General features: G+C 68.9%; 22 protein-coding genes. 13 read left to right on the top strand and 9 right to left on the bottom strand.

Going from position 1 to position 21391, the window contains the following annotated elements:
* Positions 1–4 precede the first annotated feature (4 nt).
* Together tal and tkt are read right to left on the bottom strand one after the other, a co-directional pair.
* Positions 5–1135 carry a transaldolase gene (gene tal / locus JDV09_RS12610; RefSeq protein WP_221369467.1) on the bottom strand — a complete coding sequence of 377 codons (1131 nt, stop codon included), beginning with the start codon at positions 1133–1135 and terminating at the stop codon, positions 5–7.
* A 27-nt stretch (positions 1136–1162) separates the two neighbouring features.
* The gene (gene tkt / locus JDV09_RS12605) at positions 1163–3253 is read right to left on the bottom strand and encodes a transketolase (RefSeq protein WP_221369466.1); all 2091 of its coding nucleotides are present in this window, start codon (positions 3251–3253) and stop codon (positions 1163–1165) included.
* A 191-nt stretch (positions 3254–3444) separates the two neighbouring features.
* Here tkt and JDV09_RS12600 point away from each other — a divergent pair, with 191 nt between their 5' ends.
* Positions 3445–4401 (top strand): heme o synthase, encoded by a 957-nt coding sequence (locus JDV09_RS12600; protein ID WP_221369465.1) that lies wholly within the window; start codon positions 3445–3447, stop codon positions 4399–4401.
* Between the two features lie 46 nt (positions 4402–4447).
* Here JDV09_RS12600 and JDV09_RS12595 read toward each other — a convergent pair whose 3' ends face one another.
* Positions 4448–5437 (bottom strand): quinone oxidoreductase family protein, encoded by a 990-nt coding sequence (locus tag JDV09_RS12595; RefSeq protein WP_221369464.1) that lies wholly within the window; start codon positions 5435–5437, stop codon positions 4448–4450.
* Positions 5438–5474: 37 nt separating this feature from the next.
* Between JDV09_RS12595 and JDV09_RS12590 the strand changes: the two genes are divergently transcribed.
* Positions 5475–6425, top strand: coding sequence for an ATP-grasp domain-containing protein (locus JDV09_RS12590; RefSeq protein ID WP_221369463.1), 951 nt, complete (start codon positions 5475–5477; stop codon positions 6423–6425).
* Here the strand turns inward: JDV09_RS12590 and JDV09_RS12585 are convergent.
* Both JDV09_RS12585 and JDV09_RS12580 read right to left on the bottom strand, forming a co-directional pair.
* A complete protein-coding gene (locus tag JDV09_RS12585; RefSeq protein WP_308124104.1) occupies positions 6375–7343 on the bottom strand; it encodes a COX15/CtaA family protein in 969 nt (322 codons plus the stop codon). The two genes, JDV09_RS12590 and JDV09_RS12585, sit on opposite strands and share 51 nt — an antisense overlap.
* Positions 7344–7368: 25 nt before the next feature.
* Positions 7369–7947 carry a TetR/AcrR family transcriptional regulator gene (locus JDV09_RS12580; RefSeq protein WP_221369462.1) on the bottom strand — a complete coding sequence of 193 codons (579 nt, stop codon included), beginning with the start codon at positions 7945–7947 and terminating at the stop codon, positions 7369–7371.
* 111 nt (positions 7948–8058) lie between these two features.
* Between JDV09_RS12580 and JDV09_RS12575 the strand changes: the two genes are divergently transcribed.
* On the top strand, positions 8059–8745 hold the full coding sequence (locus JDV09_RS12575) for a hypothetical protein (RefSeq protein WP_221369461.1): 687 nt from the start codon (positions 8059–8061) through the stop codon (positions 8743–8745).
* Here JDV09_RS12575 and JDV09_RS12570 read toward each other — a convergent pair.
* The 3 genes from JDV09_RS12570 to mptB are packed head-to-tail and all read right to left on the bottom strand — an operon-like array spanning position 8659 to position 12124.
* The gene (locus JDV09_RS12570; RefSeq protein WP_221369460.1) at positions 8659–9435 is read right to left on the bottom strand and encodes an ABC transporter permease; all 777 of its coding nucleotides are present in this window, start codon (positions 9433–9435) and stop codon (positions 8659–8661) included. The two genes, JDV09_RS12575 and JDV09_RS12570, sit on opposite strands and share 87 nt — an antisense overlap.
* Positions 9432–10364, bottom strand: a complete 933-nt coding sequence (locus JDV09_RS12565; protein ID WP_308124103.1) for an ABC transporter ATP-binding protein — start codon at positions 10362–10364, stop codon at positions 9432–9434. The genes JDV09_RS12570 and JDV09_RS12565 overlap by 4 nt, the downstream gene beginning before the upstream one ends.
* Positions 10361–12124 carry a polyprenol phosphomannose-dependent alpha 1,6 mannosyltransferase MptB gene (mptB, locus tag JDV09_RS12560; protein WP_221369459.1) on the bottom strand — a complete coding sequence of 588 codons (1764 nt, stop codon included), beginning with the start codon at positions 12122–12124 and terminating at the stop codon, positions 10361–10363. Before mptB ends, JDV09_RS12565 begins: the two co-directional genes overlap by 4 nt.
* Before the next feature lie 16 nt (positions 12125–12140).
* On the opposite strand from mptB, the gene JDV09_RS12555 reads away from it, so the two are divergent.
* The 7 genes from JDV09_RS12555 (at position 12141) to JDV09_RS12525 (ending at position 18576) form a co-directional block, all read left to right on the top strand.
* Entirely contained in the window at positions 12141–12917 is a 777-nt protein-coding gene (locus JDV09_RS12555) for a helix-turn-helix transcriptional regulator (protein WP_221369458.1), read from the top strand.
* An 85-nt stretch (positions 12918–13002) separates the two neighbouring features.
* Positions 13003–14448, top strand: coding sequence for a Fe-S cluster assembly protein SufB (gene sufB / locus JDV09_RS12550; protein ID WP_221369457.1), 1446 nt, complete (start codon positions 13003–13005; stop codon positions 14446–14448).
* The gene (gene sufD / locus JDV09_RS12545; protein WP_221369456.1) at positions 14448–15647 is read left to right on the top strand and encodes a Fe-S cluster assembly protein SufD; all 1200 of its coding nucleotides are present in this window, start codon (positions 14448–14450) and stop codon (positions 15645–15647) included. The genes sufB and sufD overlap by 1 nt, the downstream gene beginning before the upstream one ends.
* 2 nt (positions 15648–15649) lie before the next feature.
* Positions 15650–16420 carry a Fe-S cluster assembly ATPase SufC gene (gene sufC, locus JDV09_RS12540; RefSeq protein ID WP_221369455.1) on the top strand — a complete coding sequence of 257 codons (771 nt, stop codon included), beginning with the start codon at positions 15650–15652 and terminating at the stop codon, positions 16418–16420.
* Position 16421: 1 nt separating this feature from the next.
* Positions 16422–17675, top strand: a complete 1254-nt coding sequence (locus JDV09_RS12535; protein ID WP_221369454.1) for a cysteine desulfurase — start codon at positions 16422–16424, stop codon at positions 17673–17675.
* Positions 17672–18232, top strand: coding sequence for a Fe-S cluster assembly sulfur transfer protein SufU (sufU, locus tag JDV09_RS12530; protein ID WP_221369453.1), 561 nt, complete (start codon positions 17672–17674; stop codon positions 18230–18232). Before JDV09_RS12535 ends, sufU begins: the two co-directional genes overlap by 4 nt.
* Positions 18229–18576 (top strand): metal-sulfur cluster assembly factor, encoded by a 348-nt coding sequence (locus JDV09_RS12525; RefSeq protein ID WP_221369452.1) that lies wholly within the window; start codon positions 18229–18231, stop codon positions 18574–18576. The genes sufU and JDV09_RS12525 overlap by 4 nt, the downstream gene beginning before the upstream one ends.
* A 72-nt stretch (positions 18577–18648) precedes the next feature.
* On the opposite strand, the gene JDV09_RS12520 is transcribed toward JDV09_RS12525, so the two are convergent.
* Positions 18649–19323: a haloacid dehalogenase type II gene (locus JDV09_RS12520; RefSeq protein ID WP_221369494.1), complete on the bottom strand. Its 675-nt coding sequence runs from the start codon at positions 19321–19323 to the stop codon at positions 18649–18651.
* 99 nt (positions 19324–19422) lie between these two features.
* Between JDV09_RS12520 and JDV09_RS12515 the strand changes: the two genes are divergently transcribed.
* Genes JDV09_RS12515 through JDV09_RS12505 form a run of 3 tightly spaced genes read left to right on the top strand, consistent with a single transcriptional unit; the run spans position 19423 to position 21351 of the window.
* Positions 19423–20070 carry a hypothetical protein gene (locus tag JDV09_RS12515; RefSeq protein ID WP_221369451.1) on the top strand — a complete coding sequence of 216 codons (648 nt, stop codon included), beginning with the start codon at positions 19423–19425 and terminating at the stop codon, positions 20068–20070.
* Positions 20067–20789: a flavodoxin family protein gene (locus JDV09_RS12510; RefSeq protein WP_221369450.1), complete on the top strand. Its 723-nt coding sequence runs from the start codon at positions 20067–20069 to the stop codon at positions 20787–20789. Before JDV09_RS12515 ends, JDV09_RS12510 begins: the two co-directional genes overlap by 4 nt.
* 28 nt (positions 20790–20817) lie before the next feature.
* Positions 20818–21351: a hypothetical protein gene (locus JDV09_RS12505; protein ID WP_221369449.1), complete on the top strand. Its 534-nt coding sequence runs from the start codon at positions 20818–20820 to the stop codon at positions 21349–21351.
* Positions 21352–21391: the final 40 nt, after the last annotated feature.

The following is a 21391-nucleotide window of genomic DNA, read 5'->3' as shown; positions in this document are numbered from 1 at the left end:
TGGGTCACTTCTTGGCGGCGTCGAGTTGGCCCTGGGTGGCCTCGAGTAGTTCCTGCCAGGATTTCTCGAATTTCTCCACGCCCTCGTCCTCGAGCAGCTTGAACACGTCGGGCAGGTCGATGCCGACGGCGGCCAGTTCGTCGAAGGTCTCCTGGGACGCCGCCCCCAGGCCGGTGACGGTGTCCCCGGTGACCACGCCGTGGTCGGCGACCGCGTCGAGTGTCTTCTCCGGCATGGTGTTCACCGTGTCCGGCGCGACCAGCTCGGTGACGTACAGCGTGTCGGAGTAGTCCGGGTTCTTGACTCCGGTCGAGGCCCACAGCGGTCGCTGCACCCGGGCGCCCGCGGGCTTGAGCGCGGCATAGCGCTCACCGCCGAGGAAGACCTCCTGGTAGGCGGCGTAGGCCAATCGGGCGTTGGCCACACCGGCCTTACCGCGCAGTGCCAGCGCTTCATCTTTTCCGGAGTCGCTGGCTATCGCCTCGAGCCGCTTGTCGATCTCGGTGTCGACGCGGGAGACGAAGAACGAAGCGACCGAATGGACCCGGGACACGTCGTGGCCGGCGTCCCTGGCCTTCTCCAAACCGGCCAGGTAGGCGTCCATCACCATGCGGTGCCGCTCGACGGAGAAGATCAGCGTCACGTTCACCGAGATGCCCTCGGCGATGACGGCCGTGATGGCCGGCAGGCCGGCCAGTGTCGCCGGGATCTTGATCAACAGGTTGGGCCGGTCGACGATCTTCCACAGCTCGATGGCCTGCAGGATGGTCTTGTCGGTGTCGTGCGCCAGCCGCGGGTCGACCTCGATGGACACCCGGCCGTCGACGCCGTCGGAGAGTTCGTACTGCTTGGCCAGCACGTCGCAGGCGTTGCGGACGTCATCGGTGGTCGCGGTGCGGATCGTGGCATCGACATCGGCGCCGCGCTCGGCCAACTCCTCGAGCTGGGCATCGTAGGCGGAGCCCTTGGAAAGTGCAGCCTGGAAGATCGACGGGTTGGTGGTGACGCCGACGACCGACTTGGTGTCGATCAGCTCCTGCAGGTTGCCGGTCTGCAGGCGCTCCCGGGACAGGTCGTCCAGCCACACCGATACGCCGGCGGCGGACAGCGCCGCCAGGTTCGCGTTCTGAGTCATGGTCAGGTCCTTACGGTTGTCGTTCGGCTAGTTGGCGATGGTGCGTTCCGCCGCGGCCACCACTGCCCCTGGGGTGAAGCCGAATTCGCGGAAGAGTGTCTTGTCGTCGGCTGATTCGCCGTAGTGCTCGATGGAGATGATCTCGCCGGTGTCGCCGACGAGCTTGTACCAACACTGCGCGATCCCGGCCTCGACGGCGACGCGAGCCGACACGCTGGGCGGCAGCACGCTGTCGCGGTATTCCTTGGGTTGCGATTCGAACCACTCCATGCAGGGCATGGACACCACCCGTGCCGTGATGTTCTTGTCGGCCAGCGACTTCTTGGCCTCCACCGCGATCTGCAACTCCGAACCGGTGGCGATCAGGATGACGTCGGGGGCCTCGGAGGTGTCCCCGCCCAGGACATACCCACCCCGGGCCACGCCCTCGGCGGATGTGCCCTCCAGCACCGGTATTCCCTGTCGGGTGAGGATGAAACCGACCGGGCCGCTACCGCTGCCGCGCGCGATGATGCTGCGCCACGCGTAGGCGGTCTCGTTGGGATCGCCGGGCCGCACCACCGACAGGTTCGGGATGGCCCGCAGCGCGGCGAGGTGCTCGATGGGCTGATGCGTCGGGCCGTCCTCGCCGAGGCCGATCGAGTCATGCGTCCAGATGTAGACGGTGTCGATGTTCATCAGCGAGGCCAGCCGCACGGCGGGCCGCATGTAGTCGGAGAACTGCAGGAACGTACCGCCGAACGCCCGGGTCGGGCCGTGCAGCACGATCCCCGACAGGATCGAGCCCATCGCGTGTTCGCGGATGCCGAAGTGCAGCACCCGGCCGTACCAGTCGGCCGTGAAGTCCTCGGTCGAGATCGACGGCGGGCCGAACGACTTCACGCCCTTGATGGTGGTGTTGTTGCTGCCGGCAAGATCGGCCGAGCCGCCCCACAGCTCGGGCAGCTTCGGCGCGACGTCGTTGAGAACCTGGCCGAACGCGGCGCGGGTCGCGACGGCCTTGGAGCCCGGCTCCCAGTAGGTCAGGTCGGCATCCCAGCCCTCCGGCAGTTCCTGGGCCAGCAGCCGGTCGAGCAGCGCCTTGCGTTCCGGTTCTCGCGCGGCCCAGCCGTCGAAGTCCTGCTGCCAGGCCTCGTGGGCCTGCTTTCCGCGGGCCACCAGGCCGCGGGTGTGGGTGATGACGTCCTCGCTGACCTCGAAGGTCTTGTCCGGGTCGAAGCCGAGGATCTTCTTGGTCGCGGCGACCTCCTCATCGCCGAGCGCGGAGCCGTGCACGCCACCGGTGTTCATCTTGGTGGGCGCCGGATAGCCGATGATCGTGCGGACCGCGATGAACGACGGCCTGTCGGTGACCGCCTTGGCCGCCTGCACTGCTTCTTCGATGCCGACGACGTTCTCGCCGCCCTCGATCTCCTGGACATGCCACCCGTAGGCCCGGTAGCGGGCCGCGACGTCCTCGGAGAGCGCGATGTCGGTGTCGTGCTCGATGGAGATCTGGTTCTTGTCGTAGAACACGATCAGGTTGCCCAGTTGCTGGGTGCCGGCCAGCGAGGACGCCTCGCTGGTCACCCCCTCCTCGATGTCGCCGTCGGAGGCGATCACGTAGATGAAGTGGTCGAACGGACTGGTGCCGGGCGCGGCGTCCGGGTCGAACAGGCCACGTTCGTACCGCGACGCCATCGCCATCCCGACCGCCGACGCCAGCCCCTGACCCAGCGGGCCGGTGGTGATCTCGACCCCCGCGGTGTGCCGGAACTCGGGATGCCCCGGGGTCTTGGACTTCCAGGTCCGCAACGACTCGATGTCGGACAACTCCAGCCCGAACCCGCCCAGATACAACTGGATATAGAGGGTCAGGCTGGAATGCCCGCACGACAGCACGAACCGGTCGCGGCCCAGCCAGTGCACATCGCTCGGATCATGACGCATCTGGCGCTGGAACAGGGTGTAGGCCAGCGGTGCCAGGCTCATCGCCGTGCCCGGGTGGCCGTTGCCGACCTTCTGAACGGCGTCGGCGGCCAGCACGCGGACGGTGTCGACCGCACGGGAATCGAGCTCGGTCCAGTCCTCCGGGTGATTCGGCCGGGTGAGGGCGTTGATCTCTTCGAGCGTGGTCACGAGGCGCACTCCTTGGATAGGCGGGGCGAGTCGATCCGCATCAACCACCCTAGTGTGGATCGGCTCGCCGACGCAGAGCGCATGGGCGCGGAATCGACCCTGCGGTTCCGGGTACCCACCTCGGCGGTCTACCATCCTCTGTAGTAGAAGCTGACGGCGTCGCACGTGTGTGTACTTGAGGAGTTGGTTGCGTGAACATTCGCGGAGGCCACCTCGTCGACGACGCCTCGGGGGATTCCGCGCACGCATCGCCGAACCGGGTCCGTACCGCGCTGCTGGGCTATCTGGCGCTGACCAAGCCCCGCGTCATCGAGCTCCTGCTGGTCACCACGATCCCGGCCATGCTGCTGGCCCATCGCGGCACCGTCGACCCGCTGCTGATCCTGAACACCCTGGTCGGTGGCCTGTTGGCGGCCGCGGGCGCCAACACGCTGAACTGCGTCGCCGACGCCGACATCGACAAGGTGATGAAGCGCACCGAACGCAGGCCCCTGGCCCGCGCCGCGGTGCCGCGCAGCCACGCACTGGTGTTCGGACTGACGTTGTCGGTGGCGTCGTTCTTCTGGCTGTGGTGGACCACCAACATGCTCTCCGCGCATCTGGCGGGTGCCACGATCGCGTTCTACGTGCTGGTCTACACGCTGCTGCTGAAGCGCCGGACATCGCAGAATGTGGTGTGGGGCGGGGCGGCCGGCTGCATGCCGGTGATGATCGGCTGGTCGGCGGTCACCGGCACCATCCAATGGCCCGCGCTGGTGATGTTCCTCATCATCTTCTTCTGGACACCGCCGCACACCTGGGCGCTCGCCATGCGCTACAAGGAAGACTACAAAGCCGCCGGCGTGCCGATGCTGCCCGCGGTGGCCACCGAACAGCAGGTGACAAAGCAGATCCTGGTATACACCTGGCTGACCGTGGCGGCCACGTTGGTGCTGGCGCTGGCCGCGGGCTGGCTGTACGCCACGGTGGCGATCCTGGCCGGGGCCTGGTTCCTGGTGATGGCCCACCAGCTCTATGCGGGCGTCCGCCGCGGTGAGCCGGTCAAGCCGCTGCGGCTGTTCCTGCAGTCGAACAACTACCTGGCCGCGGTGTTCCTGGCCCTTGCGGTGGACTCCGCGCTCGCCCTTCCCGCCCTGCTGACGGTATGACCGTGCCGGTCACCCCGGACAACTTCGTCCGGGCAGATTCCGGCAGCTACCAGGGGACCAGGACCACCGATCCCACGGTCTTGCGACCCTGCAGGTCGCGGTGGGCCTGTTCGGCGTCGCGCAACGGATAGCTGTTGCTCACCGTGACCGTCAACGTGCCGTCGGCGATCGCGGTGAGCAGTTCGCCCGCCCGCCACGAGAATTCGTCGGCCGTTCGGGTGTAGTGGGCGAGGTTCGGCCGGGTCAGGTAGACCGAGCCGGCCGCGTTGAGGCGCTGCGGGTCGACGGGCGGGACCGGTCCGCTGGCCGCGCCGAACAGCGCGAGTGTGCCGCGCACGGCCAGGCTGTCCAGGCTGGCCTCGAACGTCGACGCACCCACCCCGTCGTAGACCGCCGCCACCCCCTTGCCGTCGGTCAGCTCCCGGATGCGCGCGCCGAATTCCGCGGCGCCGCCGTCCTCCCGGCTCGGATAGTCGAGTACCTCGATAGCGCCGGCCTCGCGGGAGAGCGTGGCCTTGTCCGGTGTGGACACCGTGGTGATCACCTTGGCGGCCATGCTGGTGGCCCACTGGGTCAGGATCAGGCCGACGCCGCCGGCGCCCGCGTGCATCAGCACCGTGTCGCCCTGTGCGACCGGGTAGGTCGACTTCAGCAGATAGTGCGCGGTCATGCCCTTCAGCAGCGACGAGGCGGCCACCTCCGGCCGCACTCCGTTCGGCACATAGGCGACGAAATCCGCCGGGGCCAGACAGTATTCGGCGTAGGCGCCGAGCGACTTGTCGGTGACGACCCGGTCGCCGGGGGTCAGGGCGGCGACGTCCGGTCCGACGGCCTCGATGACGCCGCACACCTCGCTGCCGACGACGAACGGCAGCGGCCGCGGATAGAGCCCCGACCGGAAGTAGGTGTCGATGAAGTTCACGCCGATGGCCTCCGCCCGGATCAACACCTGGCCGGGCCCGGGTTCGGGCTTGGGCTTCTCGACGTAGGACAGGACCTCGGGCCCGCCGGTCTCGGCGACTTCGATGGCGTACATACCGCCATCATGCCTTCTCGCTAGCATCGAATCCGTCATGAAACTCGCCCGCCCCGACCTCTTCCACCCGCGGATCGTGTTCGCCGGTTGCCCGGCGCTGCCGGAGGGTGATGGCGACGACGCCGGCCTGGTACCCGCCCTGCGCGATCGCGGGCTGCACGCCCGCTGGCTGTCCTGGGACGACCCGGACACCGAGCGTGCCGACCTGGTGATCCTGCGGGCCGCGTGGGACTACATCGACCGGCTCGACGAATTCCTGGCCTGGACCCGGCGGGTGCCCAGGCTGCTCAACGCGCCGGAGGTCGTGGCCTGGAACACCGACAAGCGCTACCTGGCCGAGCTGGCCGCCGCGGGTGTTCCCACCGTGCCGAGCGCGTTCTTCGCGCCGGGCGAGCGGGTCGAGATCCCGGTCTTCGGGGCCGGCGGTGAGGTCGTCGTCAAGCCGGCGGTCGGTGCGGGTTCGGTTGGGGCGCTGCGGTTCTCGGAAGCAGACCGGGCGGTCAGGCATGCCGCGGAACTGCAGGCCACCGGGCAGACGGCGCTGGTGCAGCCCTACGACCCACGCGTCGGTGACGGTGAGACCGCGCTGGTCTTTCTGCGTGGCGAGCAGTCGCACGCGTTCACCAAGGGCCCGATGCTGCCCCCGCCGGGCACCGCGCCGGTGTTCGACGCGTCGGGCACCTATGCCGAGGAGAGCCTGACGCCGGCCGATCCGGACTTCGAGCTCTGGGACGTCGGGCATGCGGCGTTGGCGGCGGCCGGCGCGCGCCTGGGCATCCGTCCCGCCGACCTGCTCTACGCGCGGGTCGACGTGCTCGGTGGCGCCGACTCGCCCAGCCTGCTCGAGCTCGAACTGGTCGAACCGTCGCTGGGGTGGCGCCAACTCGGCGCCGCCGACCGGCACCGCCAGCAGCGCCTGTTCGCGCTCGGCGTGGAATCAGCTCTCGACGAGTTCGGGCTCGGTCCGTTCTCGCATCGACGCCCATAGCGCCGCGGTGGCCGCCGTGCAGGCCGCGGCTCCGGCCACGTGAAACGCCACCAGCACCGCGGGTACGCCGGCGAAGAACTGCACCGCGCCCAGCATGCCCTGGGCGGCGACCAGTGCCACCAGCACGCCGAGCCGGCTCAGCACCGCGCGCCGGGCGTGCACCGCCACCAACCCGAAACCCAGTCCGACCAGCAACGCCAGATAGGCCACCAGCAGCGAGGAGTGCATGTGCACGAGCGTGGTGATCTCGACCTGCAACCGGGGCACCGGCCGGTCGATGCTCTTGTCCCCGGCGTGCGGGCCCGCCCCGGTGACCATGGTTCCGGTCACCAGCACGGCCGACAGCGTGACGGCGCTGAGCAGGGTCAGCAGCCGCAGTGGTCGAGGCACCCGACGCACGCTCACCCCGTTGTCGGGTTCGCCGACCTTCACGTACAGCAGCACCGCCAGCCAGACCATCGTCATCGAGGCCAGCAGGTGGATCGCGACCGTCCACCAGAGCAGCCCGGTGAGCACGGTGATGCCCCCGATCACCGCCTGGACCACCGTGGAGGCCGGCATCAGCCAGGCGTAGACCAGCACCTCCCGCCGGCGTCGGGCACGGGTCACCACGATGACGGCGGCGGTCGCGGTCAGCACGACCAGGAAGGTCAGCATCCGGTTGCCGAACTCGACGGCCTGGTGGATCCCGGCGACCTCGGGGTGCGGGACCGGGGTGAAGCTGCCGGGAAAGCACTGCGGCCAGGTGGGGCAGCCCAGCCCGGAGGCGGTGACCCGGACGATCGCCCCGGTGACCGCGATGCCGCCCTGGGTCAGGATCACCGCCGCGGCGACGAGGCGCTGAACCCGCAGGCTCGGTTCGGGCAGGAGGTCGACGGCGCGGACGAACAGCCTGGGTAGGAATCGTCCGGCGGGCACGCTTGAGATGGTAGAGGCTGCCGAACTACGTCCCGTAGTAGGGGCGGGCGACCGGTATCAGCACCTCGTCGACCAGCTGCACCAGGACGTCGTCGGTGATGGGGTCACCGGTGATCAACAGCCGGTGCCACAGCACGCTCTGGCCGAGCTCGCGCACCAGCTCGATCGGCACGTCGGCACGTACATCACCGCGCTCGATGCCGCGGGCCAGCAGTGCGTTCATCTCGCTCTTGCGCCAGCCGATGACATCGGTGCGAAAAGCCTCCTGCAGCTCGGGATCGGCCACCGCCGCGGCGACGATCGAACGCATCAGCGCCGCGCGCTCGCCGGTGAACAGAGCTGCCCATCCCCGCAATATCGCGAGCATGTCCCCGCGATAGCTGCCGGTGTCGGCGACAGGGATCGCCCCGGTGGCGACACCGAGCAGCGTGTCGCGCAACAGCGCACGCCGGTCCGGCCAGCGCCGGTACAGAACCGGCTTGCTGGTGCGCGCCGCGATCGCGACCGCCTCCATCGTCACTCCGTCAGGGCCGTGCTCCGCGAGCAGATCCAGGGCAGCAGCGCGGATGGCGGCATCCAGCTCGGCGCCCCGCCTGCGGATCATCGCTGCCCCTCGTCATCGAAAAAAGAAGAAGTATAGAAACTGTTGCGTATCTTAATGCCTCGTCGTACGGTTCATCCAAATAAGAAACCAATACGTATCTTGGAGGTTACCGTGTCCGTGCCCGTGCTGTATCCGATGCGCCCGGTCGAATCCGCGACGGTGCAGTTCAGCGAGCACCCGCATTGCCGTCGTCGCATCACCATCGACCACCGGCCGCTGGCCGGTGTCACGCCCGCGATGCTGCTCGACTGGTTCACCCATCTTGACGGCACCATCCGCTACGGAGGGCGGCTCGTCGACCGCTATCTCGCGTGGCATCCGATCGACCACGTGCGGTGGGAACTGGCCCGGCCGGCGCGCGGGGGCGGGGCTGCCGAGGGCGCACGCTTTCACATGGTGGAGGCGTTCGGTGCGCGGCCCGAGTACCTCGTCGACGAGGTCGCGCGGGTGGAGAAGCTCGACGAGACAGGCATCCGGCTGGTGCTGCGGATCGCCGGTATCGCGGTCTTCCAGCTCGAGCACACCTGGTCGGCGGGCGACGATGGTGCGCACTACGTCACGGTCATGGACCTCGGCGCCCGTTCCCGGCTGATGGCCCCCGCCAACCGGGTGATCCGTCGCCGTTTTCCCGACGACAAGGCCCGTGCGTGGGTCAGGCACAACATCGAGGAGGTCGGTCAGCTCGAATATCTGCTGCCGGGCCTCGATATCTCAGGTGAACCGGAACCAGCGCAACGCGCACACCGCCGCGACGGCGCCCCACACCGCCAGCACAGCGATCCCGAACCAGTCCACTGACAGCGCCATCGCCTGCGACAGTCCCTCGGTCAGCGCGCCCGACGGGGTGAGCCGAGCCACCCACGCCGCCGAGGCCGGCAGCATGCCGCCCTCCAGCGTCAGCGCGCCCAGCCCGGCGAACACGAACCACAGCAGGTTGGCAACGGCCAGCACGATCTCGGCGCGCAGGGTGCCGCCCAGCAGCAGCCCGAGCGCGGCGAACACCGCGGTGCCCAGCGCGATGATCACCGCGCCCAGCGCGAGTCCGGTGATCGGCGGCCGCCAGCCCAGCGCCACGCCGATCGCGCCGAACAGGATCGACTGCAGGATCACGACGGCGACCACCGCCATCGACTTGCCGGCGATGATCCCCCACACCGGCAGCGCGGTGGCGCCCAGCCGCTTTAGCGCGCCGTAGCGGCGGTCGAAGGCCACCGCGATGGCCTGGCCGGTGAAGGCGGTGGAGATCACCGCCAGCGCCATGATGGCGGGGACGAACACCGCGGCCCGGTTCGTGCCGAACGACCCGAGGGGCAGCAGCGTGAGCCCGACCAGCAGCGTGATCGGGATGAACATCGTCAGCAACAGCTGCTCACCGTTGCGCAGCAGCAGCTTCAGCTCGAGGCCGAACTGTGCGGCCAGCATGTCGGGTACCGGCGCCGGCCGCGGGTCGGGGGTGAACGTCCCCGGCGCGAATCGGTTCTCGGTCACGAACGCAACTCCCGTCCGGTGAGGTCGAGGAAGACGTCCTCGAGGGTGCGCTGCTCGACGCGCATGTCGGTGGCCAGCACGTCGAGGCGGGCGCACCATGCGGTGACGGTCGCCAGCACCTGGGGATCGATGTGCCCCTCGACCAGGTAATCGCCCGGAGCGGCCTCGACCGCCCGATAGCTCTCCGGCAGAGCCGAGATCAGCAGCGTCAGGTCCAGCTTGCGCGGCGCGCGGAAGCGCAGTTGGTTCTCCGCCCCGTCGCGGGTCAGCTCCGCAGGGGTTCCGGTGGCGACCGCCCTGCCGTGGTCGATGATCAGGATGCGGTCGGCCAGTTCCTCGGCCTCGGCGAGTTGGTGGGTGGTCAGCACCACGGTCACGCCGTCGCGGCGCAGCGCGTCGATCAGCTCCCACACCACGATGCGTGCGTGGGCGTCCATGCCGGCGGTCGGTTCGTCCAGGAACACCAGCTCGGGGCGGCCGACCACGGCGCAGGCCAGCGCCAGCCGCTGTTGTTGTCCGCCGGACAGCCGCCGGTAGGGGGTTCGGGCGGATTCGGTGAGCCCCAGGGTGTCCAGCAGCCACTGCGGGTCCAGCGGGTCGGCGGAGTACGCGGCCACCAGGTTGAGCATCTCGCCGGCCCGCGCGGCGGGGTAGGCCCCGCCGCCCTGCAGCATCACGCCGGTACGCGTGCGGACCTCGGCGTTGTCGGTGACCGGGTCCAGGCCGAGGATCTCGATCGAGCCGGTGTCGGGTTTGGTGAAGCCCTCGCACATCTCCACGGTGGTGGTCTTGCCTGCGCCGTTGGGGCCCAGCAGCGCGAACACCTCGGCGGCCCCGACCTCGAGGTCCAGGCCGGACACCGCGGTGGTGGATCCGTACTGCTTGCTGACCCCGCGCAGCAGCACCGGTGTGGAGGGGCGGACGGTCACGGGGATTCAGCGTAGGCGTCGGTCCTGGCAGCCGGTGGTGCCGGTGGTGGTAGCGGGTCCGCCTGCGGGCCGTCGGCCGGGTCGCCGGTGCCGCTGGGGTCGGGGTCGGGCAGCGCCCGCCACGGCAGCCGACGGTAGGTCAGCGCGATCAACAGCAGCACGATCAGCGTGCTGGCCAGCGTCGCCAGCACGATCTGGAACAGCGCGAAGCGGTCGCCGTTGGCGGTCGGCCCGAAGATGCCGACCACCAGCGTGACCACGATGACCGCGGCCCGGAAACCCGGACGCGTCGCCCATGCGGCCAGCGGGATGATCGCCCACAGCAGATACCAGGGCTGCACCACCGGGAACAGCAGAACCGTGGCGCCGAGGGCGACGCCGAGCCCGCCGACCGGGTGCAGTCGGCCGCGCAGTACCGCCAGCAGCAACCACGTGACGATGACCGCGATCAGGATGACGCCGATGGCGCGGGTCAGCGCCAGCACGGCGGTGGTGTGATCACCGAGGCCCAGCAGGATGCCGACGTGCCCGGTGCCCAGCGCCAGCAGCGTGGGCGGCGACATCCAGCTGCGCACCACGTTGGCCGTGCCGAGGGTGAACAGCCAGCCGAAGCCGAGGCCGCTGGCCCAGCCGATCAGGGCCATCACCGCCAGCGACACCGTGCCGAGCAACGTGCTGGCCGTGATGAAGGCCTTGAGGGTGCCGCCCCACTGGCAGGCCAGTGCCATCGCCACGAACCCCAGCGCCAGCAGCGAGGGCAACTTGACCTGCGAGGACATCGTGATCAGCACCGTGCCGGCGAGCAACATGCCCAGCGGGTACCAGGGCCGCCATTGCTCGCGGGAGCGCGGCCACGCCGGCGGCCGGGGCAGCAGCGGGTTGCCTGCCCGCAGGCCGGCGATGCCGCGCAGTGCGAACTCCGTGCCGGTCAGCATCAGGCCCAGCATCAGCGCCTCGTTGTGGATCCCGGCGACCAGGTGCATGAAGAGCAGCGGATTGGTGGGGCCCAGCCACAGCGCGCTCACCTCGGCGACCCCGCAGCGACGCGCGAGCCGGGGCGTCGCCCATACGATCAGCCCGACGCCGATGAGTACCACGACCCGGTGGAACAGCACCGCCTCGACGATGTTCTCGCCGGTGATCGCCGAGATGCCGCGACCGATCCACAGGAACAGCGGTCCATACGGTGCCGGCGTGTCCCGCCACAGGCTGGGCACCGACAGTGTGAACACGTGGTCCAGGCCCAGACCGGGGGCGGGGCCGACCCGGTAGGGGTCGTTGCCCTGCAGCGAGATCTCGCTCTGTGCCAGGTAGGAGTAGACGTCCTTGCTGTACATCGGCGGCGCGATGAGCAGCGGAAGCGCCCACAGCAGCAGCGTGCGGTCCAGTTGGCCCCGGGTCATCCGGCGCCTGCCGAGGGTGAACCGGCCCAGCATCAGCCAGGCCAGGGCCATCATCACCGCACCGGTGGTGGTCATCGTCAACGACACCGTCTGGATTCGTGACGGCAGGTTGAGCAGCCGCACCCCGAACGTCGGGTCCTGGATGACCGGCCGCGCACCCGCGCCCAGCGCCCCGATCGCCATCAGCACCGTGCCGGTCGCGCCGAAGAGCCTGGTCCGGCGCATCGCGATGAGCTCGGCGTCGTTCAGCGGCGTCCCGACCGCGCGTTCGTCGCCGTGCCAGCCGGCGATCGACGTGCTGAGGGAACGGAGGCGGGCTGCCACGTTGGCAGCGTAGCTGCCGGAATTGCCCGCCAATCCCGGACAAGTCGATGTGAGCAATCCGACTCAACCGCTAAGGGTGCCCTTCCTGGACCCGTCTGCGGAATTGCGTCACACTGGTGTTGTGAAAATCGGCGAGCAGCGATCGGCCGTGCCCACCCCGGCGCCGGCGCACGCTGCCGACGGTCACACCCGGGGCGCGATCATCCAGCTGCTGCTGGAGTCCGGGCCGACCACCGCGGGCCGCATCGGCGAACAACTGGGCCTGTCGGCCGCCGGTGTGCGTCGCCACCTCGATGCGTTGATCGAGGCCGGTGACGCGCAGGCCAACGCCGCGGCCGCCTGGCAGCAGGAGGGCCGGGGCCGGCCCGCCAAGCGCTACCAGCTCACCGCTGCAGGCCGGGCGAAGCTGGAGCACACCTACGACGATCTCGCCTCGGCGGCGATGCGTCAGCTGCGTGAGATCGGTGGGGAGGAGGCCATCCGGACCTTCGCCCGCCGGCGCATCGACGCCATCCTCTCCGGTGTCGAGCCGGCATCGGACGCCGACGACGACGTCGAGGCGGCCGCCGACCGGATCGCCGGGGCACTCAGCAACGCCGGATACGCGACCACCACGACGCGCGTGGGCGGTCCGGCGAGCGGCGTGCAGATCTGTCAGCATCACTGCCCGGTGTCGCATGTGGCCGAGGAGTTCCCCGAACTGTGCGAGGCCGAGCAGCAGGCGATGGCCGAGGTCCTGGGTACCCACGTGCAGCGGTTGGCCACCATCGTCAACGGCGACTGTGCCTGCACCACCCACGTCCCGCTGAGTCCGGCGGGGCGGTGACGACCGACACGCGCGCGACCGAGAACGATCCTCCGGCGCACAGCCCGCACCGGAGACACCACGACAGCAGAAGGAGTGTGTCGCAATGACACTCACACCGGAGGCCGGGACCGCAGCCGAGGTCCTGACCCAGGAGGAGGCGATCGCCTCCCTGGGCAAGTACGGCTACGGCTGGGCGGACTCGGACGTCGCGGGCGCCAGCGCTCAGCGGGGGCTGTCCGAGGCGGTGGTCCGCGACATCTCGGGGAAGAAGAACGAGCCGGAATGGATGCTCGACATCCGCCTCAAGGCGCTGCGCACGTTCGACAAGAAGCCGATGCCGAAGTGGGGTTCGGACCTCGACGGGATCGACTTCGACAACATCAAGTACTTCGTGCGTTCGACCGAGAAGCAGGCCGCGTCCTGGGAGGACCTGCCCGAGGACATCAAGAACACCTACGACCGACTCGGCATCCCGGAGGCCGAGAAGCAGAGACTGGTGGCCGGGGTCGCCGCCCAGTACGAGTCGGAGGTTGTCTACCACCAGATCCGTGAGGACCTGGAGGCCCAGGGCGTCATCTTCCTGGACACCGACTCGGGGCTGCGCGAACACCCGGAGATCTTCAAGAAGCACTTCGGCACGGTGATCCCGGCCGGCGACAACAAGTTCTCGGCCCTCAATACGGCGGTGTGGTCGGGCGGTTCGTTCATCTACGTGCCGCCCGGCGTGCACGTCGACATCCCGCTGCAGGCCTACTTCCGGATCAACACCGAGAACATGGGCCAGTTCGAGCGGACCCTGATCATCGTCGACGAGGGTGCGTATGTGCACTACGTGGAGGGCTGCACTGCTCCCATTTACAAGAGCGACTCGCTGCATTCGGCGGTTGTCGAGATTATCGTCAAGGCGGGCGGGCGGTGCCGCTACACGACGATCCAGAACTGGTCGAACAACGTCTACAACCTGGTCACCAAGCGCGCCCGCGCGGAGGCAGGCGCGACCATGGAGTGGGTCGACGGGAACATCGGCTCCAAGGTCACGATGAAGTACCCGGCGGTCTGGATGACCGGCGAACACGCCAAGGGTGAAGTGCTCTCGGTGGCCTTCGCCGGCGAGGGGCAGCACCAGGACACCGGTGCCAAGATGCTGCACCTGGCACCGCACACGTCGAGCAACATCGTGTCCAAGTCGGTCGCCCGAGGCGGCGGACGGGCGTCGTACCGTGGCCTGGTCCAAGTCAACAAAGGTGCACACGGGTCCAGGTCGAGCGTCAAATGCGATGCGCTGCTTGTCGATACGGTCAGCCGCTCGGACACCTACCCGTATGTCGACATCCGTGAGGACGATGTCACGATGGGTCACGAGGCGACGGTGTCCAAGGTCAGCGAGGACCAGATGTTCTATCTGATGAGCCGCGGCCTGACCGAGGACGAGGCGATGGCGATGGTGGTGCGCGGCTTCGTCGAGCCGATCGCCAAGGAACTGCCGATGGAATACGCACTGGAGCTCAACCGCCTGATCGAGCTGCAGATGGAAGGCGCGGTGGGCTAGTGAGTTCGAATCTGACCGAAGCCGCCGAGGGTGCGGCAAAGGGCGGCTCGGCGCTCAACCTGAACAAGGGCGAGCTGTTCGCCTCGTTCGACGTCGACGCCTTCGAGGTCCCCGGCGGCCGTGACGAGCTGTGGCGGTTCACCCCGCTGAAGCGGCTGCGCGGGCTGCACGACGGGTCGGCCGTCGCGACCGGTGCCGCCGGCATCACGGTCACCGAACGCCCCGGGGTGACGGTGCAGACCGTCGGCCGCCACGACGAGCGGCTCGGCCAGGGTGGAGTGCCCACCGATCGTGTTGCGGCCCAGGCTTACTCGTCGTTCGACTCGGCCACCGTGGTGACGGTGGCCCGTGAGACCGAGGTCGCCGAGCCGATCGAGATCGCCGTCACCGGTCCGGGCGAGGGGGCGGTGGCCTACGGGCACCTGCAGATCCGGGTCGAGGAGTTCGCCCGCGCGATCGTCGTCGTGGATCTGCGCGGCAGTGGGACGTATGCCGACAACGTCGAGATCATCGTCGGTGACTCCGCGGGCCTGGGCGTGATCTGGATCGCCGACTGGGCCGACGACATGGTCCACGTCAGTGCCCATCACGCGAAGGTGGGCCGCGACGCGGTACTGGGGCATGTCAACGTCACCCTCGGTGGCGACGTCGTGCGCACCTCGGTGACGGTGCGGTTCGCCGCGCCCGGCGGGCAGGCACAGCTGCTCGGCACCTACTTCGCCGACGACGGCCAGTTCTTCGAGTCCCGGTTGCTGGTCGACCATGCGCACCCGAACTGCAAGTCCGATGTGCTGTACAAGGGGGCGCTGCAGGGTGATCCGGATTCGAAGAAGCCCGACGCGCACACGGTCTGGATCGGCGACGTGTTGATCCGCGCCGAAGCCACCGGGACCGACACCTTCGAGGTCAACCGCAATCTGGTGCTCACCGATGGTGCCCGGGCCGATTCGGTGCCAAACCTGGAGATCGAGACCGGCGAGATCGTCGGGGCCGGGCACGCCAGTGCCACCGGACGTTTCGACGACGAGCAGATCTTCTATCTGCGTGCCCGCGGGATCCCCGAGGAGCAGGCCCGCCGGCTGGTGGTGCGCGGGTTCTTCGGCGAGATCATCGCCAAGATCGCCGTGCCCGCGGTACGGGAGCGCCTGACCGAAGCAATTGAACGAGAACTAGCCATTACCGAATCGAGAACTTTCTGACCATGAGCACTCTGGAGATCAAAGACCTGCACGTCTCGGTGCACACGCCCGAGGGCGAGGAGAAAGAGATCCTCAAGGGGGTCAACCTGACGGTGAAGTCGGGGGAGACCCACGCCGTGATGGGCCCGAACGGGTCCGGCAAGTCGACCCTGTCCTACGCGATCGCCGGCCATCCGAAGTACACCGTGACGTCGGGCTCGATCACCCTCGACGGCCAGGACGTGCTGGAGATGAGCGTCGACGAACGCGCCCGCGCCGGGTTGTTCCTGGCGATGCAGTACCCGGTCGAGGTGCCGGGGGTGTCGATGTCGAACTTCCTGCGCACCGCCGCCACCGCCGTGCGGGGTGAGGCGCCCAAGCTGCGGCACTGGGTCAAGGAGGTCAAGGCCGCGATGGCCGACCTGGACATCGACCCGTCGTTCGGCGAACGCAGCGTCAACGAGGGATTCTCCGGCGGCGAGAAGAAGCGCCACGAGATCCTGCAACTGGGCCTGCTCAGGCCGAAGATCGCCATCCTCGACGAGACCGACTCCGGTCTGGACGTCGACGCGCTGAGGGTGGTCAGCGAGGGCGTGAACCGCTACGCCGAGGCAGAGGACGGCGGCGTGCTGCTGATCACCCACTACACCCGCATCCTGCGCTACATCCAGCCGCAGTTCGTCCACGTCTTCGTCGACGGCCGGATCATCGAGTCCGGCGGCCCCGAGCTGGCCGACGAACTCGAGGAGAACGGCTACGAGCGCTTCACGCAGGCCGCCGCCGCTGGAGCCTGACGTGACCGCCGCACAAACGTTGGACGTCACCGGGATCCGGGCGGATTTCCCGATCCTGAGCAGAGTGATGCGCGGTGGCAACCAGCTGGCGTATCTGGATTCGGGTGCCACATCGCAGAAGCCGCTGGCCGTCCTCGACGCCGAGCGCGAGTTCCTGATCACGTCCAACGGTGCGGTGCACCGCGGGGCGCACCAGCTGATGGAGGAGTCCACCGACGCCTACGAACAGGGCCGCGAGGGCATCGCGGCGTTCGTCGGCGCGGACCCCGATGAGCTGGTGTTCACCAAGAACGCAACCGAGGCCATCAACCTGGTGTCCTATACCGTCGGCGATTCCCGGTTCGACCGGGCCGTCGGGCCGGGCGACGTGATCGTCACGACCGAGCTGGAGCACCACGCCAATCTGATCCCGTGGCAGGAGTTGTGCCGGCGGACCGGGGCGACGCTGCGCTGGTACGGGGTGACCCCTGACGGCCGGATCGACCTTGAGTCGCTCGACCTCGACGAACGGGTCAAGATCGTTGCGTTCAGCCATCATTCGAATGTGACGGGCGCGGTGGCGCCGGTGGCCGAGCTGGTGGCGCGGGCGAGGGCGGTCGGGGCGCTGACCGTGCTCGACGCCTGCCAGTCGGTGCCGCATCAGCCGGTGGACTTTCACGGCCTCGACGTCGACTTCGCCGCGTTCTCCGGACACAAGATGCTCGGACCCACCGGCATCGGCGTGCTCTACGGCAGGCGCGAGGTGCTCGACGCGCTGCCGCCGTTTCTGACCGGCGGCTCGATGATCGAGACCGTCACGATGGAGGCCTCCACCTACGCGCCCGCACCACAGCGTTTCGAGGCGGGCACCCCGATGACGTCACAGGTGGTCGGCCTGGCGGCGGCCGCCCGATACCTGGGCGCGCTGGGCATGCCGGCGGTGGAGGGCCACGAGCGGGAACTGGTCGCCGCCGCGCTGGCGGGCTTGTCGGAGATCGGTGGGGTCCGCATCGTCGGACCCGCCTCGATGGCCGACCGCGGTTCGCCGGTGTCGTTCGTGGTGGACGGCATCCACGCCCACGACGTCGGTCAGGTGCTCGACGACGAGGGCGTCGCCGTGCGGGTGGGTCATCATTGCGCATGGCCGCTGCACCGCCGGTTCGGCATCGCCGCGACCGCCCGGGCGTCCTTCGCGGTGTACAACACCCTCGACGAGGTGGACCGGTTGGTCTCCGGGGTGCGCCGGGCGGTGGAGTTCTTCGGCAGGGACGGATGAGGCTCGAGCAGATCTATCAGGAAGTGATCCTCGATCACTACAAGCATCCTCATCACCGCGGCCTGCGCGAGCCGTTCGGCGGCGAGGTGCACCACGTCAACCCGACGTGCGGCGACGAGGTGACGTTGCGGGTCACACTGTCCGACGACGGCCAGACCGTCGCCGACGTGTCCTATGACGGGCAGGGCTGTTCGATCAGCCAGGCCGCGACCTCGGTGCTCACCGATCAGGTGATCGGGCAGAGCGTCGGGGATGCGCTGAAGACGGTGGCGGCGTTCTCGGAGATGGTGTCGTCGCGGGGCCGGGTCGAGGGTGACGAGGACGTGATCGGCGACGGCATCGCGTTCGCCGGGGTGGCGAAGTATCCGGCGCGGGTGAAGTGCGCGCTGCTGGGGTGGACCGCGTTCAAGGCCGCGCTGGCGGAGGCCGGCGCATCGGGCACGGCGCTGGCGGAGGCCGGCGCATCGGGCACGGCGCTGGCGGAGGCCGGCGCATCGGGTACGGCGCTGGCGGAGGCCGGCGCATCGGGGGCAGAGGTTTCGGAGGAGAGTTCATGAGTGACAACGCTGCACCGAACGACGAGTTGCTGGCCGAGATCGAGGAGGCCATGCACGACGTGGTGGACCCTGAGCTCGGGATCAACGTCGTCGACTTGGGTCTGGTGTACGGCGTCGGCGTCGAGAACGGCGACGCCGGGCCGGTCGCGCTGATCGACATGACCCTCACATCGGCGGCCTGCCCGCTGACCGATGTCATCGAGGATCAGTCCCGGACCGCGCTCGTGGGTGCGGGTCTGGTCAACGAGATCAAGATCAACTGGGTGTGGAACCCGCCGTGGGGTCCGGACAAGATCACCGACGACGGCCGCGAGCAGCTGCGGGCGCTCGGCTTCACCGTCTAGATGTCGCCGAGTGTGAACACACTGCGAAACTCCTCCCGGATTCTCGCAGTACGTTCACGCTGGGCGCACCGCCTACTTCAGCAGCTCGGCCAGCTCGACGAGATCGGCGGCGACGACCGTCGGGCGCATCTGCTCGGCCACCGGCAACACCGCGTTTCCCGGCCGGGTGAGCAACGCGCCCGACATGTCCGCTGCCTGCGCGCCGATGGTGTCCCAGACATGCGCGGCGACCATCATGCAGTCCGCCGGAGCGACCCCGAGTTCGGCGGCGACCCCGGTGTAAAGCGGCGGGGACGGTTTGAACACCCGCAGCGCGTCGACGCTGAACTGACGCTCGAAGAACCCGGCCAGGCCTGCGCTCTCCAGCGGCGTCGCCCCCGCGGCGGTGGGCGGTGAGTTGGTCAGCGTGACCAGGCAGTAGCCGTGCGACTGCAACTGGGCCAGGCCCTCGGCGACGTCGGGGTGTGCTGGCAGGGTCCGCATCCGGCGGGCGAGTCGATCCACATCCTCGTCGGTCACCACGACGCCGTGGATGTCGCCGATCATGCGTAGCACCGCCCGGCCGAGGGTGACGAAGTCGACGTACTGGCCGGACAGCGTCACCGTCATCGAGTACAGCACCAGCTGTGCGAACCATTCGCGCAGTACCGAGCGATCGCCGAAGAGCGCCTCGAATCCGGGTGCGAGGGCCTCGATATCGATGAGCGTCTCGTTCACATCGAAGACGAGGACCGACGGGCGATTCACGTCGTCAAGGATCGCATCTCCACGTGCGGGCGGGGTCATCCGTGTAACGCTGTGCATCGGTCGCGGCACTGCAGACCCAGACGCCGGAGAGGAGCCGGGATGGCCCAGGGCTGGGAGCACGTGTACGCCGACACCCGCCGACAGCTGCGCGGGGTCGCCGAGAGCCTGATCGCCGGCCCGCAATACCGCTCGGCGGGGACCATCAGGCTGGCTGTTCGCCCAGACGGCTTCTCGGGCACCGCACTGCCGATGTCGGTCCGCGGCCGCGCGCTGGTGTGGCCGGACGGGTCGGCGCCGCTCGCGGGGCCGGTCGTGGAGCTGGCCCGGGCGTCCGGGGTGGATCCCGGCCCGCCCGAAGGCGTCTACGAGATCGTCGACGCACTGCCCGACGGCGCGATCCTCGATATCGACGCCGCGGCCGCCGAGCTGCTCTACCGCAGTCTGTACGCCGGTGGCTACGCGCTGAAACAGTTTCTGCCCGAACAGCATCCGATCCTCTGGCCGGAGCATTTCGACGTCGCGGTGAGCGCCGACGAGGTGAACTACGGCGTCTCGGCCGGCGACGACCACCACCCCGGGCCGTATGCGTATGTGGGCCCGTGGAAGCAGCGCAACGGTGCTTTCTGGAACGCCCCGTTCGGGGCGTTGCTCGCCCTGGATCCGGCGCACGACGTGGACGCGCTCACGTCGGACGTCGCGGAGTTCTTCCGGCGCGGCAGAGGTGAATTGGACAGGAGCGCTCCGTGACCGATATCGATATCGATGTCGACTTCAGTGGCCTGCGTGCGTTGTTCATCAACTGCACCCTCAAACGCTCACCGGAGATGAGTCACACCGACGGGCTGATCGGGATCAGCGCCGGGATCATGGCCAAGCACGGTGTCGGGGTCGACGTGGTGCGGGCCGTCGACCACGACATCGCGACCGGCGTGTGGCCGGACATGCGTGAGCACGGCTGGGCGACCGACGACTGGCCGGCGATCTTCGACAAGGTGCTGGCCGCCGACATCCTGGTGCTGGCCGGCCCGATCTGGCTGGGCGACAACAGCTCGGTCATGAAAAAGGTGCACGAGCGGCTCTACGGCGGGTCGCATCTGCTCAACGCGGACGGACAGTATCTGTACTACGGCCGGGTGGGCGGCTGCCTGATCACCGGCAACGAGGACGGTGTGAAGCACTGTGCGCAGAACGTGCTCTACACGCTGCAGCACATCGGCTACACGATCCCGCCGCAGGCCGACGCGGGTTGGATCGGGGCGGCCGGACCGGGGCCGTCCTATCTGGATCCCGGCTCGGGCGGGCCGGAGAACGACTTCACCAACCGCAACACCACGTTCATGACGTGGAACCTGATGCACCTGGCCCGCATGCTCAAGTCGGCGGGCGGGATGCCCGCGTACGGCAACCTCAGATCGGGCTGGGATGCCGGGTGCCGGTACGACTTCGTCAACCCCGAGTACCGGTAACCGCGCCGCGGCCGGGAAAGACTCGTTCGTGGTCACCCTTCCCGCCGTCGTGTGGCGGGGTGGCGGGGTACGGCGCGCGCTGACGATCGGTGCGGTAAGCGGTCTGACCGTGGGCGTTCTCGCTTGGCTGGACTCGGGGTTCGTCGTCGGCGGGCTGATCGTGGCCGTGATCGTCGGTGGGTGCTTCGGTCTCTTGATGTCTCGGCGGATGACGCGGTACTGGCCGGGATCGGCGCGCCTGAGCGCTGCGCAACGGGTGGCGGTGGTGCGGGCCGCCCGCCGCGGCGAACGCGTCCCGGACGCCCGGCTCTCGGCGTCGGTTGCGGAGTGCGCCCGGGGACTGCACGAGGCCGCCGACGATGCGCGCCCGCTGCGGTGGCTGCTGCTCGTCGTCCTCGTCGTCGCGGTGGCGGCCGCCGGATGGGATGCCGTCTTCGGTTCATGGGGCGATCTGGTCGCGTCGGGGATCTACCTCACAGCGCTTGCGGCGGAGCTGCTCTGGTGGCCCGGGCGGCAACGCCGGCTGCTGGCCAACGCCGACCTCGCCGCGTCGCCCGGCTGATCGTCCCGGCCACCGGAGGACCCGGGGAACACAGCACCGG

Source organism: Mycolicibacterium xanthum (assembly GCF_019710635.1).
GTDB classification, from domain to species: Bacteria; Actinomycetota; Actinomycetes; order Mycobacteriales; family Mycobacteriaceae; genus Mycobacterium; species Mycobacterium xanthum.
The sequence above is the reverse complement of the archived record's forward strand: the minus strand, read 5'-3'. Positions and strand labels throughout refer to the sequence as shown.

Bases quoted from the DNA above. Each gene is read 5' to 3' on its own strand.
- JDV09_RS12580 (WP_221369462.1), bottom strand. From the start codon at position 7,947: ATGATCCGCAGGCGGGGCGCCGAGCTGGATGCCGCCATCCGCGCTGCT.
- JDV09_RS12590 (WP_221369463.1), top strand. From the start codon at position 5,475: ATGAAACTCGCCCGCCCCGACCTCTTCCACCCGCGGATCGTGTTCGCC.
- JDV09_RS12595 (WP_221369464.1), bottom strand. From the start codon at position 5,437: ATGTACGCCATCGAAGTCGCCGAGACCGGCGGGCCCGAGGTCCTGTCC.
- JDV09_RS12525 (WP_221369452.1), top strand. From the start codon at position 18,229: ATGAGTGACAACGCTGCACCGAACGACGAGTTGCTGGCCGAGATCGAG.
- tal (WP_221369467.1), bottom strand. From the start codon at position 1,135: ATGACTCAGAACGCGAACCTGGCGGCGCTGTCCGCCGCCGGCGTATCG.
- sufC (WP_221369455.1), top strand. From the start codon at position 15,650: ATGAGCACTCTGGAGATCAAAGACCTGCACGTCTCGGTGCACACGCCC.
- sufU (WP_221369453.1), top strand. From the start codon at position 17,672: ATGAGGCTCGAGCAGATCTATCAGGAAGTGATCCTCGATCACTACAAG.
- JDV09_RS12515 (WP_221369451.1), top strand. From the start codon at position 19,423: ATGGCCCAGGGCTGGGAGCACGTGTACGCCGACACCCGCCGACAGCTG.
- sufB (WP_221369457.1), top strand. From the start codon at position 13,003: ATGACACTCACACCGGAGGCCGGGACCGCAGCCGAGGTCCTGACCCAG.